12 protein-coding genes are annotated in these 14,883 nt (G+C 73.6%); 2 read left to right on the forward strand and 10 right to left on the reverse strand.

Annotated features, from left to right (window positions below; all coding sequences use genetic code 11):
- Window positions 1-232: 232 nt before the first annotated feature.
- From ABT084_RS01145 to ABT084_RS01170, 6 genes are all read right to left on the reverse strand, one after another.
- Entirely contained in the window at window positions 233-2,617 is a 2,385-nt protein-coding gene (locus ABT084_RS01145) for a putative bifunctional diguanylate cyclase/phosphodiesterase (protein WP_502968804.1), read from the reverse strand.
- Between the two features lie 442 nt (window positions 2,618-3,059).
- A complete protein-coding gene (ligA, locus tag ABT084_RS01150) occupies window positions 3,060-5,324 on the reverse strand; it encodes an NAD-dependent DNA ligase LigA (protein ID WP_351037535.1) in 2,265 nt (754 codons plus the stop codon).
- 30 nt (window positions 5,325-5,354) lie between these two features.
- A complete protein-coding gene (locus ABT084_RS01155) occupies window positions 5,355-6,350 on the reverse strand; it encodes a methionine synthase (protein ID WP_351037537.1) in 996 nt (331 codons plus the stop codon).
- A complete protein-coding gene (locus tag ABT084_RS01160; RefSeq protein ID WP_351037539.1) occupies window positions 6,347-7,036 on the reverse strand; it encodes an SDR family oxidoreductase in 690 nt (229 codons plus the stop codon). Before ABT084_RS01160 ends, ABT084_RS01155 begins: the two co-directional genes overlap by 4 nt.
- An 81-nt stretch (window positions 7,037-7,117) precedes the next feature.
- Window positions 7,118-7,462, reverse strand: coding sequence for a DUF1330 domain-containing protein (locus tag ABT084_RS01165; RefSeq protein ID WP_351037541.1), 345 nt, complete (start codon window positions 7,460-7,462; stop codon window positions 7,118-7,120).
- Between the two features lie 79 nt (window positions 7,463-7,541).
- Window positions 7,542-8,510, reverse strand: coding sequence for a GlxA family transcriptional regulator (locus ABT084_RS01170; protein ID WP_351037543.1), 969 nt, complete (start codon window positions 8,508-8,510; stop codon window positions 7,542-7,544).
- Between the two features lie 113 nt (window positions 8,511-8,623).
- On the opposite strand from ABT084_RS01170, the gene ABT084_RS01175 reads away from it, so the two are divergent.
- Window positions 8,624-9,565, forward strand: a complete 942-nt coding sequence (locus tag ABT084_RS01175; protein WP_351037545.1) for an NADP-dependent oxidoreductase — start codon at window positions 8,624-8,626, stop codon at window positions 9,563-9,565.
- A gap of 76 nt (window positions 9,566-9,641) precedes the next feature.
- Here ABT084_RS01175 and mnmA read toward each other — a convergent pair whose 3' ends face one another.
- Window positions 9,642-10,805: a tRNA 2-thiouridine(34) synthase MnmA gene (gene mnmA, locus ABT084_RS01180; RefSeq protein ID WP_351037547.1), complete on the reverse strand. Its 1,164-nt coding sequence runs from the start codon at window positions 10,803-10,805 to the stop codon at window positions 9,642-9,644.
- Between the two features lie 68 nt (window positions 10,806-10,873).
- Between mnmA and ABT084_RS01185 the strand changes: the two genes are divergently transcribed.
- Window positions 10,874-11,500: an N-acetylmuramoyl-L-alanine amidase gene (locus tag ABT084_RS01185; protein WP_351037549.1), complete on the forward strand. Its 627-nt coding sequence runs from the start codon at window positions 10,874-10,876 to the stop codon at window positions 11,498-11,500.
- A gap of 10 nt (window positions 11,501-11,510) precedes the next feature.
- Here the strand turns inward: ABT084_RS01185 and ABT084_RS01190 are convergent, their stop codons facing one another.
- The 3 genes from ABT084_RS01190 to ABT084_RS01200 form a co-directional block, all read right to left on the reverse strand.
- Window positions 11,511-12,674, reverse strand: coding sequence for a cysteine desulfurase family protein (locus ABT084_RS01190; protein WP_351037551.1), 1,164 nt, complete (start codon window positions 12,672-12,674; stop codon window positions 11,511-11,513).
- Window positions 12,675-13,078: 404 nt separating this feature from the next.
- Complete coding sequence (locus ABT084_RS01195) at window positions 13,079-13,957, reverse strand: thioesterase family protein (RefSeq protein WP_351037553.1); 879 nt, start codon at window positions 13,955-13,957, stop codon at window positions 13,079-13,081.
- 45 nt (window positions 13,958-14,002) lie between these two features.
- A complete protein-coding gene (locus tag ABT084_RS01200) occupies window positions 14,003-14,659 on the reverse strand; it encodes a trimeric intracellular cation channel family protein (RefSeq protein ID WP_351037555.1) in 657 nt (218 codons plus the stop codon).
- Between the last annotated feature and the right edge of the window lie 224 nt (window positions 14,660-14,883).

Genomic DNA, 14,883 nt, shown 5'->3' on the forward strand with positions numbered 1-14,883 from the left:
GGTGGAGGCCCAAGCGGACCCTGGACGACCGCTCCCGCGCGGCGTACCGTGCGATCCGGTCCGAAGATTACTGGCCGAGCACGCGCAGCGATCCCTGGCCCACTCAGCCCCACCAAGGGCACGCGCGCCCTCCCGGCCCGGGAACCCTCCAGGGGCGCCTCAAACGCCGGCGAGGCTGGTAATAGCGCCCTCGGACCGCAGGCCCTCCGGGGGCGCCTCAAACGCCGGTCCGCTACGGGGCCGGGGTTTCGGCGGCTGCCGCGGCGGCCAGTTCCGCCGTGATGTCGGCCGGGCGCCGCCACCCCCGCTCACCCCGCGCCAACAGCCACGCCGTCGCCTCGGCAGGCGGCATCGCGGCCGCCACCAGCCACCCCTGCACCGCATCGCACCCCAGGTCCCGCAGCCGCTCCCACGTCTCGTCGTCCTCCACGCCCTCGGCCACGACCAGCAGCCCCAGCGAGTGCGCGAGGTCCACCGTGCACCGCACGATCTCCGCGTCCTGCGCGTCCACGGCCAGCCGCGCCACGAAGGACCGGTCGATCTTCAGCTCGCTGACCGGCAGCCGCCGCAGATGGACCAGGGACGAGTACCCCGTCCCGAAGTCGTCGAGCGACATCTTCACGCCGTGCCCGGTCAGCCCCGCCATGGTGTCCGCGGCCCGCTGCGGATCCTCCAGCAGCACGTGCTCCGTTATCTCGAGCTGCAGCCCGCTCGCCGGCACCCCGTGCCGGGCCAGCCGCGCGGCCACGGCCCCGGCGAACCCCGGGGTGTGCACGTCGCGCGGCGAGACGTTGACGGCGACCGGCACCTTCAGGCCCTGGGCCCGCCAGCGGGCCACCTGGGCCAGCGCGGTCTCCAGCACGTACTCCGTCAGGTGCGGCATCAGCCCCGACGTCTCGGCGATCGCGATGAACTCGTCCGGGGGCACCCGCCCCCGCTCCGGGTGCACCCACCGCACGAGGGCCTCCAGCCCGGCGACCTGTCCGTCGAAGCGGACCTTGGGCTGGTAGTGGAGCTCCACCTCGCCCGCGTCCAGCGCGCGCCGCAGGTCGCCGAGGAGCCCGAGCCGGTCGGGCGTGTTGCTGTCCCGCTTGGACTCGTAGACCTCGACCCCGGTGCGGTCCCGCTTGGCCTGGTACATCGCGACATCGGCCCGCCGCAGCAGCCCCTCCGCGTCGAGGGCGTGGTCGGGGAAGACGGCGAGGCCCGCGCTGGCCTCCAGGACGAGGGTGAGCCCGTCGAGGTCGAGCGGCGAGCTGAGCTCGGCGACGAGGTGGCGGGCGACCCGCTGGGCGCTGGTGGTGGAGTCGGCGACGGGCAGCAGCACGGCGAACTCGTCGCCGCCGAGCCGCGCCACCTCCGCGTCCTTGGGCAGCGCCTGGCGGAGCCGGTCGGCGATCTGGAGGAGCAGCCGGTCACCGGCCAGATGGCCGAGGGTGTCGTTGACGGCACGGAAGCGGTCGAGGTCGATGAGGACGAGCGCGGTGCGGGTGCCGATACGTTCAGCCTCGTCCAGGGCCCGCCAGGCGCGCTCCAGCAGCCACTGCCGGTTGGGCAGCCCGGTGAGCGGGTCGCGCAGCTGTTCCTCGGCGCGGGCCCGGGCGATCCACAGGGTGGAGTCGAGGGCGATCAGCGGCACGGCGAACAGGGGCAGCAGGACGGGCAGCGTGATGGCGACCACGCAGATCAGCGGGGCGATGCCGAGCAGGGCGGCGGCGACCAGGACCTGCCGGAGCAGCGCGGTGCGGGCGACGGTGGGCAGCCCACCACCCGGCGGGGCCAGCGCCAGCCACAGCACGACGCGGGTGACCAGCAGGTAGGCGACGGCGACGAGGGTGACCTCGGGGATCGCCCCGGGCCCCCAGCCGGTGGGCTGCCAGGGCACCTCGACGCTGGGGGCCTGGCCGAAGACGGCGAGTACGAGCGCCCCCGCGCCGATGCCGAGGATGTCCGCGGAGCCGTGCAGCAGGCCCTGGCGCCAGCGGTGCCTGCGGGCGGCGCCGACCAGGGAGACCACGGCGAGCGAGACGAGCCCGGCCGGGATCCAGCCGTACAGGATGAGCACGCCGAGGGTGAGGGCGGCGCCGGATCCGGTACCGCCCCACCAGCGGTCCCGGCCGAGCGCGACGAGGTGGCCGACGATGATGCCGGTGAGCAGGGCGAGGCCCCATCCGGCGGAGCCGCCGGGGAAGAGGGCGTGACGGTCGCTCAGGGCGCGGGCGATGCCGGTGACGAGGACGACCAGGGAGAGCACGACGACGGCGAGCGGCACCCCGGCGCGCCAGCCGTGGGCCGGGGTCCCCGGTCCGCCGCCGGAGCCCCCGGTGGCGCCGGTGGTGAGCGGGTGGGTGTCGGGGGTTCTGGCGCCCAGGACCCCGAACCGGGTCGCCGGGGCGGCCCGCTCGGCCGGAACTGGTCGTTCCGTCCGTATCGCGCGCTCGGCCCGGGGCGTCCGCTCGGCCCGGGGCATCCGCTCCGCCCGCCCCTCACGGCGCGCGTGTCCCGCGCGGCCTCCCCGGCCGGGGGTCCGGGCCGCCCGGTCCGTCCGCAGCGACGGCAGGTCCCCGCCCGCCCCGCCGAAATCCGGAGGCGGGTCGGCGCCTTCGATGGGTTTCATGCCTGTCCCTCTCACAGCCGGCGATGCCGATGCCTCGTGATGGCCCCGATGTCATGCCATCACGGCTGGATTCGCGTCCCGCAACCGTGCACGACAGGCGCGCCCCTCAACAGTAGGACGCGAGAGGCTTCCAAGGGCAGCGGTCGACGGCGGTTGCCTGAATACGACCCAGCCATCCTCATCAGTACGGTATCCGCCGAACGGGTGAGGCCGGTACGGGACTTCCCGGTCACCCTTCCGATGATCCGACAGGTCAACGCCCTGCGGCTAGGTCGGTACCGGCCGTTCGCGACCGCTCCGCGCGCCCGGCGTGCGCCCGCCCGTACGGCCGCACGCCACGCATCCGTTCGCCTTCGTCCTCCCCCTCACCCGCTTCTGCGTCCCCTCCTTCGCCCCCTCCCCCGCGGCTCCACCTGCGCTCTTGCGTTACTCCGTTACTCCGTTACTCCGATGCGGCGTCGGCGTCGGCGTCCCCAGCCGGGGCGGCGGGCTCCTCCAGCGGCAGGGCGGCCTCGCGCGCCGCCTCGGGGCCCTGCTCCAGCAGCACGGCGAAGCCCGCGTCGTCCAGGATCGAGAGCTTCAGCTGGACCGCCTTGTCGTACTTGGAGCCCGGGTTGTCACCGACCACGACGAAGGAGGTCTTCTTCGAGACGGACCCCGTCACCTTGGCGCCCCGGCTCTGCAGCGCGTCCTTGGCGCCGTCGCGCGTGTGGCTCTCCAGCGTGCCGGTGACGACGACGGTCAGGCCCTCCAGAGGACGCGGACCCTCCTCCTCGGCGGACACCTCGTCCTCCAACCGCACCCCGGCGGCCCGCCACTTGGCGAGGATCTCCTGGTGCCAGTCCACCGAGAACCATTCCTTGAGGGCGGCGGCGATGATGGCGCCGACCCCCTCGGTGGCGGACAGTTCCTCCTCGGTCGCCGCCTCGATGCGCTCGAGGGAACGGAACTCGCGGGCCAGGGTGGCCGCGGCCACCGGTCCCACGTGCCGGATCGAGAGGCCGTTGATGAACCGGGCCAGCGGCCGGTCCTTGGCCGCGGCGACGTTCTCCAGGAGGGCCAGGGCGTTCTTCTTGGGCTCGCCCTTCTGGTTGGCGAAAACCGTGACGATCTTGTCCTCGCCGGTCTTCGGGTCGCGCTTGGGCAGCCCGCTGTCCGCGTCCAGGACGTACGCCTTGATGGGGAGCAGCTGCTCGATGGTGAGGTCGAACAGGTCGCCCTCGTCCAGCAGCGGGGCGACGGCGGGTTCCAGCGGTCTGGTGAGCGCGGCGGCGGCCACCTTGCCGAAGTTCTCGATGTCCAGGCATTCGCGGCCGACGAGGTAGAAGAGCCGCTCGCGCAACTGGGCGGGGCACGTCCGCGCGTTGGGACACCGGACGTCGATGTCGCCTTCCTTCATCGGGCGCAGCGGGGTCCCGCATTCGGGGCAGTCGGCGGGCATCACGAACTCGCGCTCGCTGCCGTCGCGCAGGTCCACCACCGGGCCGAGGATCTCGGGGATGACGTCACCCGCCTTGCGCAGGACCACGGTGTCCCCGATCAGGACCCCCTTGGCCTTGACCACCTGCTGGTTGTGCAGGGTGGCGAATTCGACCTCGGATCCGGCCACCGTCACCGGCTCGACCTGCGCGTACGGGGTGACCCGGCCGGTGCGGCCGACGCCGACCTTGATGTCGATCAGCTTGCTGTTGACCTCTTCGGGCGCGTACTTCCAGGCGATCGCCCAGCGCGGGGCGCGCGCGGTCGAGCCGAGCCGGCCCTGGAGCGGGATCTCGTCGAGCTTGACGACGACGCCGTCGATCTCGTGCGCCACCGAATGCCGGTTCTCGCCGAAGTAGGCGATGAAATCGCGGACTTCGGCGAGCGAGCCGACCACCTTGTTGTGGGTCGCGGTGGGCAGGCCCCATTCGTGGAGCAGTTCGTAGGCGTGCGAGAGCCGGTCGATGTCGAGGCCCTCGCGGGCGCCGATGCCGTGGACCACCATGTGCAGCGGGCGGGTCGCGGTGACCTTGGGGTCCTTCTGGCGCAGTGAACCGGCCGCCGCGTTACGGGGGTTGGCGAAGGGCTTGTCGCCCGCCTCGACCAGGCGGGCGTTCAGCTCCTCGAACTTCTCCATCGGGAAGTACACCTCGCCGCGGATCTCGACGAGCGCCGGGACGCGGTCCCCGGCCAGCCGGTCGGGGATCTCGGCGATGGTGCGGACGTTGGGCGTGATGTCCTCGCCGGTGCGGCCGTCGCCGCGGGTGGCGGCCCGGGTCAGCCTGCCGTTCTCGTAGGTGAGGTTGACGGCGAGGCCGTCGACCTTGAGCTCGCACAGGTAGTGGTAGTCGGAGGTGTTGACGTCCCGGGCCACCCGCTCGGCCCAGGCCGCCAGCTCCTCGTCGTCGAAGGCGTTGTCGAGGGAGAGCAGCCGCTCGCGGTGCTGGACGGAGGCGAAGTCGGTGACATAGGCCCCCGCCACCTTCTGGGTGGGCGAGTCGGGAGTGCGCAGCTGCGGGTACTGCTCCTCCAGCGCCTCCAGCGAGCGCAGCAGCTTGTCGAACTCGGCATCGGTGACGACCGGCTGGTCGTTCACGTAGTACCGGAAGCGGTGTTCCTCGATCTGCTCGGCGAGCAGGGCGTGCTGCTCCAGCACCGCCGCCGGCGCCTCGGTTCCGGCCGCCGCTCCCGCCGCCGTGCCGCCACCGTGCTTCTGTTCGGCTGCCATGCCGTTTCCTCCCGTGGACCCGTCTCTACGTCACTCAGGGTTGTCGGCGAGCGACCTCGCCGCCTTGACGCAGTGCGCCATCGCCGCGCGGGCGTAGGCGGGCGAAGCGCCCGCCAGACCGCACGACGGGGTGACCACGACGGACTCCGCGAGGATCCCCGGGGCCAGCCCCAGCCTGCGCCAAAGCTTCCTGACACCCATGACGCTACCGCCCGGGTCCGACAACGGACCGTCGGTGCCGGGCACCACTCCGGCGAAGAGTTTCATGCCGTCCTCGACGGCCTCCCCGATGACGTCGTCCTCGCGCTCGGTGAGCAAGGAGAAATCGAACGACACACCCGTGACCCCGGCCCGCCGCAGCAGCGCGAAGGGCACGTCGGGCGCGCAGGAGTGCACGACGACGTCCCCGTCGTGCACGGCGAAGAGGTCCCGCAGCGCTCCTTCCACCACCTGTCGGTCGACGGCCCGGTAGGTGCGGTACTCGCTGGCCGTCCGTACGTGCCCGCGCAGGACCGCGGTCAGCGATGGCTCGTCGACCTGGAGCACGATCTCGGCGCCGGGGATCCGCTTGCGTACGTCCGCCAGGTGCTCCCGCAGCCCTTCCGCGAGCGAACCGGCCAGGTCGCGGCAGGCGCCCGGGTCCCGCAGGACAGCCTCGCCACCGTGCAGTTCCAGGGCGGCGGCCAGCGTCCAGGGGCCGACCACCTGCACCTTGAGCTTCCCCTGGTAGCCCTGGGTGAATTCCTCCAGGGCGTCGAGGTCCTCGCCGAGCCAGGACCGGGCGCGCTTGGTGTCCCGCCCGGGCCGGTCGCTCAGGCGCCAGCCGCTGGGCTCGACGTGCGCGTACATGTCGACGAGCAGCCCGAGGGAGCGCCCGATCATGTCGGCGCCGGGCCCGCGGGCGGGCAGCTCGGCGAGGTACGGGAACTCCTCGAAGGACCCGGTGACGGTCTTGGCGGCCTCGCGGGCGTCACCGCCGGGCAGTGAGCCGACTCCGGTGGCTGTGCTCATGACGGGTCCGCTCATCGTCCGGGCCGCACGGAGAGGTCGTTGACCTCCGCGTCGCGGGGCAGGTCGAGGGCCATCAGGATGGTGGTGGCCACGGATTCGGGGTCGATCCAGTCGGCCGCGTCGTAGCTCTCGCCCTCCTGGGAGCGGACCTTGGCCTGCATGGGTGTGGCGGTGCGGCCGGGGTACACCGAGGTGACGCGGATCCCGTTCGGCTTCTCCTCGGCGCGCAACGCGTCGGCCAGCGCGCGCAGTCCGTGCTTGGAGGCGGCGTACGCGCCCCACTCGGCGTGCGCGTTGAGTCCGGCGCCGGAGTTCACGAAGACGACCTGCCCGCGGGAGGCGCGCAGCGAGGGCAGCGTGAGGCGGGTCAGCTCGGCGGGGGTGATCAGGTTGAGGTTGAGCTGCTGGTGCCAGGTCTTGGGCCGCAGCTCGCCGACCGGGCCGAGGTCGACGATCCCGGCGATGTGCAGCAGGGAGTCCAGCCGGTCGGGCAGCGCCTGGTGGGAGAAGGCCCAGGAGATCCGGTCCGGGTCGGCGAGATCGGCGACGAGTGCGCGGGAGCCGGGGAAGAGGGAGGTCAGCTCCTTGCCGCGGCCGGCGTCGCGGGCGATGAGGATGAGGTCGTCGCCGCGGGCGTGCAGCCGGCGCGCGACGGCCGCGCCGATGCCGGAGCCGGCGCCGGTGATGAGGTGAGTAGCCATACGGCCCATGCTCGCACCCCGCCCGGCCCGCCCGGCCACCCCGCTCGGTCCCCGCGGTCGCCGGTGTCGTCCGGCCGGCCGTCAGAGGCCGGCGGCCTCGCGCAGGACCGCGGCCGTCTTCGTGGCGTCGTAACCCGGTGCGACGCCCTCGACGAGGATGACCTCGCCCGTCATGTGGCGGGTGCGCAGCGGGAGGATCTCCTGGTAGGCGGGCGAGCCGTACCAGGCGCGGGCCCGCTCGATGTCCGGGAAGGCGAGCACCACGACGGTCCCGGGGAAGGGCCCCTCGACGACCTCGGGGGTGGCCCCGTGCACCAGGAACGCGCCCCCGAAGGGATCCATGGTGCCCTGGATCTCCTCGATGTAGCGCAGGACGTCCCCGTTCATCGACTCGGGGCGTATGTGGGCGATCGCGTAGGCGGTCATGACGTCCTCGTTTCCTCGGCGGATCCGGCTGTGCCCCGATCCTGCCCTGGCGCCCGGACGCCGTCGATTACCTACGGGGTCATGCCGCGGTCGTGCGGTGGAAGGTGCGGCGGTAGGCGATCGGGGAGACGCCCAGGGCGGTGCGCATGTGCTGGCGCAGGGAGTTGGCCGAGCCGAAGCCCGCGCGGTGGGCCACCAGGTCCACCGGGAGGTCGCTCGACTCCAGGAGCTGGCGGGCCAGTTCGAGGCGCTGGGCGGTCAGCCACTGGACCGGGGTGACCCCCGCCTCGTCCCGGAAGCGCCGGGTGAAGGTGCGCAGGCTCATGCGTGCGTGCGCGGCCAGTTCGGTGAGGGTGAGGGGCGTGTCGAGGCGTTCCAGGGCCCAGGCGCGGGTGGCCGTGGTGGTGGCGACGGTGGCCTCGGGGACCGGGCGGTCGATGTACTGGGCCTGCCCGCCGTCCCGCCAGGGCGGGACCACGCAGAGCCGGGCGGCGCGGTTGGCGACGGCGCTGCCGTGGTCCCGGCGGATGAGGTGCAGGCAGAGGTCGACCCCGGCGGCCACCCCGGCGGAGGTGAGGACGTCGCCGTCGTCGACGAAGAGGACGTTCGGGTCGAGCCTGACCCGGGGGAAGGCCCGCTGGAACTTCTCGGCGTCGTACCAGTGCGTGGTCGCGGGGCGCCCGTCCAGCAGTCCGGCCGCGGCGAGCACGTGCGAGCCCGTACAGATCGACACCAGCCGGGTGCCCGGCCGGATCACGGCCAGGGCCGCCAGCAGCGCGGGCGGCAGCGGGGCGCCCTCGAGCAGCTCGTCCATCGCGTGCGTGGGCGGGATGACGATGGTGTCGGCCGCCGCCAGGGCCTCGGGGCCGGACGTGACGCCCACGGTGAACCCGGCGTCACTGGTCACGGGCCGCCCGTCGGCCGTGCAGACGACCGTCTCGTACAGGAGCCGGCCGTCCTCGTCGCGGGCGTTGCCGAGCACCCGCGAGGGCATGCCCAGCTCGAACGGGGGGACGCCCTCCAGGGCGAGTACGGCGACACGGTGCATGGCCAGATCCTGTCACATGGTGGCCATACGGCCAACACCACGAGTGGCGTCCGCGCCGGAAGCTGGAGGCATCTTCCGGAAGACCGGGAGGTAGCAGATCCGAGGAGATTTCCATGCGCGCCGTCGTCGTCAGCCAGTGGGGCGGACCCGAGGTCCTGACCGAAACCACGATCGACCGTCCCGAGCCGGGGCCGACGGAGGTGCTGGTCCGCGTCCACGCCGCCGGGGTGAACCCGGTCGACTGGAAGACGCGGGCCTCCGGCGTCCTCATCGACTGGGCCCCGACCCCGATCGTGGGCTGGGACGTCTCCGGCACCGTCGAGGCCGTCGGCATGGGCGTGACGCTCTTCCAGCCGGGCGACGAGGTCTTCGGCATGCCGCACTTCCCGAAGCAGGCGGGCGGCTACGCCGAGTACGTCACCGCGCCCGCCCGGCACTTCGTGCGCAAGCCCGCGGCCCTGGACCACGTGGCCGCGGCGGCGCTGCCGCTGGCCGCTCTCACGGCCTGGCAGGCCCTGGTGGACACGGCGGACCTCCGGGCGGGACAGCGGGTGCTGATCCACGCGGCGGCGGGCGGAGTGGGCCACCTCGCGGTCCAGATCGCCAAGGCGCGCGGCGCGTACGTCATCGGCACCGCCAGCGCGGCCAAGCACGACCTGCTGCGCGAGCTGGGCGCCGACGAGCTGATCGACTACCGGAGCAGCGACTTCGCGGAGGCGGTCCGGGACGTCGACGTCGTCCTGGACACCATCGGCGGCGACTACGGGAAGCGCTCGCTGCGGGTCCTGCGGCCCGGCGGCCACCTGGTCACGATCGCGGGCGGCGACGGCCTGGCGGTGGACGCGGACGGGGTGCGCGTCAGCGTGCTCCTGGTGGAGCCGGACCGGCAGGGCCTGACCGCGCTGGCCGCGCTGGCCGAGGAGGGCGCGCTGCGGCCGCTGATCGACACGGTCCTGCCGCTGGAGCAGGCCGCGCGCGCCCACGAGATCGGCGAGCTCGGCCGCACCACCGGCAAGATCGTCCTGACGGTGGCGCCGGGCGAGGACCAGGCGTAGGGCCGGGACTGGGCCTGGGCACGGCCCGGGCGCGGGCCTGAGCCCGGGCTCGGGCCCGCGCGGAGGCGGCCCCGGCTCAGGCCTGAGCGGAGGCGGCGGTGGCCGGGGCCGAGGGCTCCGCGTCCGCCGCCTTCGTCGTCGTGGCGATGGTGGCGGAGCCGACCACGCGGGTGCCGTCGTACAGCACGATCGCCTGACCGGGGGCCACGCCGCGGACCGGCTCGGTGAAGGCGACGTGGAGTGCGCCGTCGCGCATCTCCGCGAAGACCTCGGTCTCGCCGCCGTGGGCGCGCAGCTGCGCGGTGTACGTGCCCGGGGCGGCGGCCGTGGAGCCGCACCAGCGGGGGCGGATCGCCGTGAGGGCGCTGACGTCGAGGGCCTCGACCGGGCCGACGGTGACGGTGTTGTTCACCGGGGAGATGTCGAGGACGTAGCGCGGCTTGCCGTCGGCCGCCGGGTGGCCGATGCGCAGGCCCTTGCGCTGGCCGATGGTGAAGCCGAAGGCACCCTCGTGGGTGCCGATCTTCGCGCCGGACTCGTCGACGATGTCGCCCTCGGCCTTGCCGAGGCGGCTGGCCAGGAAGCCCTGGGTGTCACCGTCGGCGATGAAGCAGATGTCGTGGCTGTCGGGCTTCTTCGCGACGGCCAGGCCGCGCGCCTCGGCCTCGGCCCGGATCTCCTCCTTGGTGGTGAGGGTGTCACCGAGCGGGAAGAGGGCGTGGGCGAGCTGCTTCTCGTCGAGGACGCCGAGGACGTACGACTGGTCCTTGGCCATGTCGGAGGCGCGGTGCAGCTCGCGGCTGCCGTCCTCCTTGACCACGACCGTGGCGTAGTGGCCGGTGCAGACGGCGTCGAAGCCGAGGGCGAGGGCCTTGTCGAGCAGCGCGGCGAACTTGATCTTCTCGTTGCAGCGCAGGCACGGGTTCGGGGTGCGCCCGGCCTCGTACTCCGCGATGAAGTCCTCGACGACGTCCTCGCGGAAGCGGTCGGCCAGGTCCCACACGTAGAAGGGGATGCCGATGACGTCCGCGGCGCGGCGGGCGTCGCGGGAATCCTCGATCGTGCAGCAGCCGCGGGCTCCGGTGCGGAAGGACTGCGGATTCGCGGAGAGCGCGAGGTGGACACCGGTCACCTCGTGCCCGGCTTCGGCCGCGCGGGCAGCGGCGACGGCGGAGTCCACGCCACCGGACATGGCGGCCAGGACGCGAAGGGGACGGGTGCTCGGCAGGTTCTCAGTCATAGCACCGTCCAGGGTACGGGGAACCGCAAGGGGTCACAGCGCGTTATCGGGAGCGGGGGGTGGTTCGGATGGGCCGGAAGGGACGTCGGGCGGTGCTGCTCGGGGGGCTCGGGCTGGTCGCGGCCGGTGCGGTGGCGGGCCGGGACGAGATCGCGCGGAGCTGGTGGCTGCTGCCGGGGGTGGGCAGGCCGCGCGAGGAAGGTGCGCTGGATCACGCGGGAGCGAGCTGGTCCTCGGCCTCGCCTGCGAACTGGCGGCTCGCCGACCGCCCGGCCGACTACCGCATCGACCGGATCGTGATCCATGTGACGCAGGGCGACTTCGCCTCGTCGGTGGAGGCCTTCCAGAATCCGTGGCACAAGGCTTCGGCGCACTACATAGTCCGCCAGGACGGGCATGTGGAGCAGATGGTCCGCGAGCTCGACGTCGCCTTCCACTCGGGCAACCGCTCCATGAACGAGCGCAGCGTCGGCATCGAGCACGAGGGCTTCGTCACGCGCCCGCAGGACTTCACGGACGCGATGTACGCCGCCTCGGCCCGTTTGGCCGCCGACATCTGCCGGCGGTACGGGATACCCGCCGACCGCAAGCACGTCCTCGGCCACTCCGAGGTGCCCGGAACCGACCACACGGACCCCGGGCCGCACTGGGACTGGGCCCGCTACCTGCGCATGGTCGGCGAGCTGCCGCGCTGATCGGTCCGGCTCAGCTGAGACCGGCGGTCCGGGCGCGGTCCACGGCCGGGCCGATGGCGGCCGCCACGGCGGCGACGTCCTCCTTGGTGGAGGTGTGGCCGAGGGAGAACCGCAGGGTGCCGCGGGCCAGGTCCGGGTCCGTGCCGGTGGCCAGCAGCACGTGGCTGGGCTGGGCCACGCCCGCGGTGCAGGCGGAGCCGGTGGAGCATTCGATGCCCTGGGCGTCCAGGAGGAGGAGCAGGGAATCGCCCTCGCAGCCGGGGAAGCTGAAGTGGGCGTTGGCGGGGAGGCGGTCGTCCGGGTCGCCGCCGAGGATCGCGTCGGGCACGGCGGAGCGGACGGCCGCGATCAGTTCGTCGCGCAGGGCGCCGACCTCGCGGGCGAAGGTCTCGCGGCGCTCCGTGGCGAGTGCGGCGGCCACCGCGAAGGCGGCGATGGCGGGGACGTCGAGGGTCCCGGAGCGGACGTGGCGCTCCTGGCCGCCGCCGTGCAGGACGGGGACGGGGGTCTGGTCCCGGCCGAGGAGCAGCGCGCCGATGCCGTAGGGGCCGCCGATCTTGTGGCCGCTGACCGCCATGGCGGCGAGGCCGCTGTCGGCGAAGCCGACGTCGAGCTGGCCGATGGCCTGGACGGCGTCGGAATGCATGGGGACGCCGAACTCGCGGGCGATGGCGGCCAGTTCGTGGACCGGCATGACGGTGCCGATCTCATTGTTGGCCCACATCACGGTGGCGAGGGCGACGTCGTCGGGGTTACGGGCGATGGCGTCCCGGAAAGCCTCGGGGTGGACGCGGCCGTAGCGGTCGACCGGGAGGTACTCGACGCGGGCGCCCTCGTGCTCGCCGAGCCAGTGCACGGCGTCGAGGACGGCGTGGTGCTCCACGGGGCCGGCGAGGACGCGGGTGCGGGCGGGGTCGGCGTCGTGGCGGGCCCAGTACAGGCCCTTGACGGCGAGGTTGTCGGCCTCGGTGCCGCCGGCGGTGAAGACCACCTCGCTCGGGCGCGCGCCGAGCGCTTCGGCGAAGGCCTCGCGGGCCTCCTCGACGGTGCGGCGGGCCCGGCGGCCGGCGGCGTGCAGGGAGGATGCGTTGCCCGTCGCGGCGAGCTGCGCGGTCATCGCCGTGGCGGCCTCCGGCAGCATCGGCGTGGTGGCGGCGTGGTCGAGGTAGGCCATGATTCCCCGATTCTACGAGTCCCCCGGGGCGGGCCGAACCGGGTCCCGGGGGACGGTGGGGTCCTCACACGCCGGACGGGCTGGACGGGTGCGACCACTCGGGCCCGCGCCCGGGCGTGCGTACTCCGCTCCCGCGGGGGCTCGGGGTCCGCCCCCGTTGGCCCTCGGGTACCGGTCGGCTCGGCCTCCGGCGGGTCCTCAAACGCCGGACGGGCTGGAATGACCGGGGCGAGAGCCGGGGCGGGGGCCCGGGCGACGAACCCCGGGACCGATCCGGAGGCCCTCGGGTGCCGGTCGGCTCGGCCTCCGGCGGGTCCTCAAACGCCGGACGGGCTGGGATGGGCGCGACCCGGGGCCGGCCGGTGCGGAGGACGGGTCCGGCTCCGGGGCGGGGGCGGCGGGGGTCAGGGGGTGGGGGTCGGGCGGGGGGCTCGGGCCAGTTGGCGGGACTGGGCCACCAGGTGGTTCGTGGAGTCCCAGACCTCCGCGTCCTCCTCCAGCATGCCGCCCGCCAGGTTGCGGGTGGTGATGGCGACCCGCAGGGGGCCCGGGGCGGGGAGGCGGCGGACGTGGGTGGTGAGTTCGAGGGTCGGGGTCCAGCCGATCAGGCCCAGGTCGAAGGAGGTCGGCGGGAGCGCGTCCACGGCCAGGAGGAGGGAGAGCGCGTCGGCGTCCCGGCCGTCGGCCAGCTCGAACCAGGACCGCATCTCGCCCTTGCCGGACGGCGCGCCCACCGCCCAGCCCGCGGTGGCCGGATCCAGCCGTAGCCGGAGCCGGTCGACGATGGCCGAGCTGCCGGGGATCGGGGCCGGGCCGGCCTCGGGGCCGAAGCAGTCGGCGTAGGCCGGCATCACCGGGGGCGTGGCCGTCGTACGGACGTCGTCCGGCAGCGCCGCGAGGTCGCCGTAGGACGCGAGGACGCGGATGCGCTCGACCTCGGCGCCGTTCTCGTCGTACTGGAAGAGCGAGGCCTGGCCCGTGGAGAGGGCGCGCCCGGCCCGTACCACCTGGGTGCGGATCACGGCGGGGCCGGGAACCGACGAGGTCAGGTAGTGGGCGGACACCGTGAAGGGGTCCGGGTGCGGCAGGGCGGCCGACAGGGCCCGGCCGACCAGGGCGAGCAGGTACCCGCCGTTGACCGCGGTGATGATCGTCCAGCCGCCGGAGAGTTCCGCGTCGTACACGCCGGGCTCGTCCGCGCGCTCGATGACGGTGGTGTCGCGGTCGAACTCGCTGTCGCCGATGGTGGCCGACGACGCTGCTGCCGCTGCTGCTTGAGACATGGAACGAGGGTAACCCCGCCCCCTACTAAGCGGTAGCTTTTCTTTTTACGGCTCCTCGGGGACGGACGAGCGGCGGTTCCACGCCAGGGGCGCGCGCCAGTGATAGCGCATGGCCAGCAGCCTCAGGACGAAGGTGGTGACGATCGCGATGCCACTGGTCACGGCGTTGAGCATGCCGAGGGAGATGAAGACGGCCACCATCGCGGCCCCGATGATCGCGGGCACGGCGTACATCTCGCGGTCGCGCAGCAGCGAGGGCACTTCGTTGACGAGTACGTCGCGCAGGACGCCCCCGCCGACCGCCGTGGCCAGGCCGAGGGCGGCCGAAGCGGTCAGGCCCAGGCCGTACTCGTAGGCCTTGGTCGTGCCCGTCACGCAGAACAGGCCGAGGCCCGCCGCGTCGAAGACGTTGATGGCCCGGTTGATCCGCTGCACCTCGGGATGCAGGAAGAACACCAGGGCGGCGGCGATCAGCGGGGTGACGAAGAAGCTCAGCTCGCCGAAGGCGGCCGGGGGGACCGCGCCGATGACGAGGTCGCGCAGGAGGCCGCCGCCGAGGGCGGTGACGAGGGCGAGGACGGCGATGCCGAAGACGTCGAAGTTCTTGCGGACCGCGAGCAGCGCGCCCGCGGTGGCGAAGACGAAGATGCCCGCGAGGTCCAGGGCATGCTGGACGCCGGGCGGGAAGAGATCGTGGAGCACGGGGTCATTCTGCCGGGCGCCTGGCGGCGGGCGGGGCGGGTGGGCTGCCGGTGGCCTGTCGGGGCGCTGCCCCGGGCCCCGCTCCTCAAGCGCCGGAGGGGCTGGAGGGAGGCCCGGCCGGCCGGGGTCGGAAGGTGTCCGCAAGGGCCGGAGCAACCCCCGAGCGGCGGCGGGACCGGACGGTGCCCGGAGGCGCGGGAGCAACCCTCGAGCGCTGGCGGGGC

The sequence above is a fragment of the Streptomyces sp. NPDC002138 genome (assembly GCF_040296485.1).
Classification (GTDB): Bacteria; Actinomycetota; Actinomycetes; order Streptomycetales; family Streptomycetaceae; genus Streptomyces.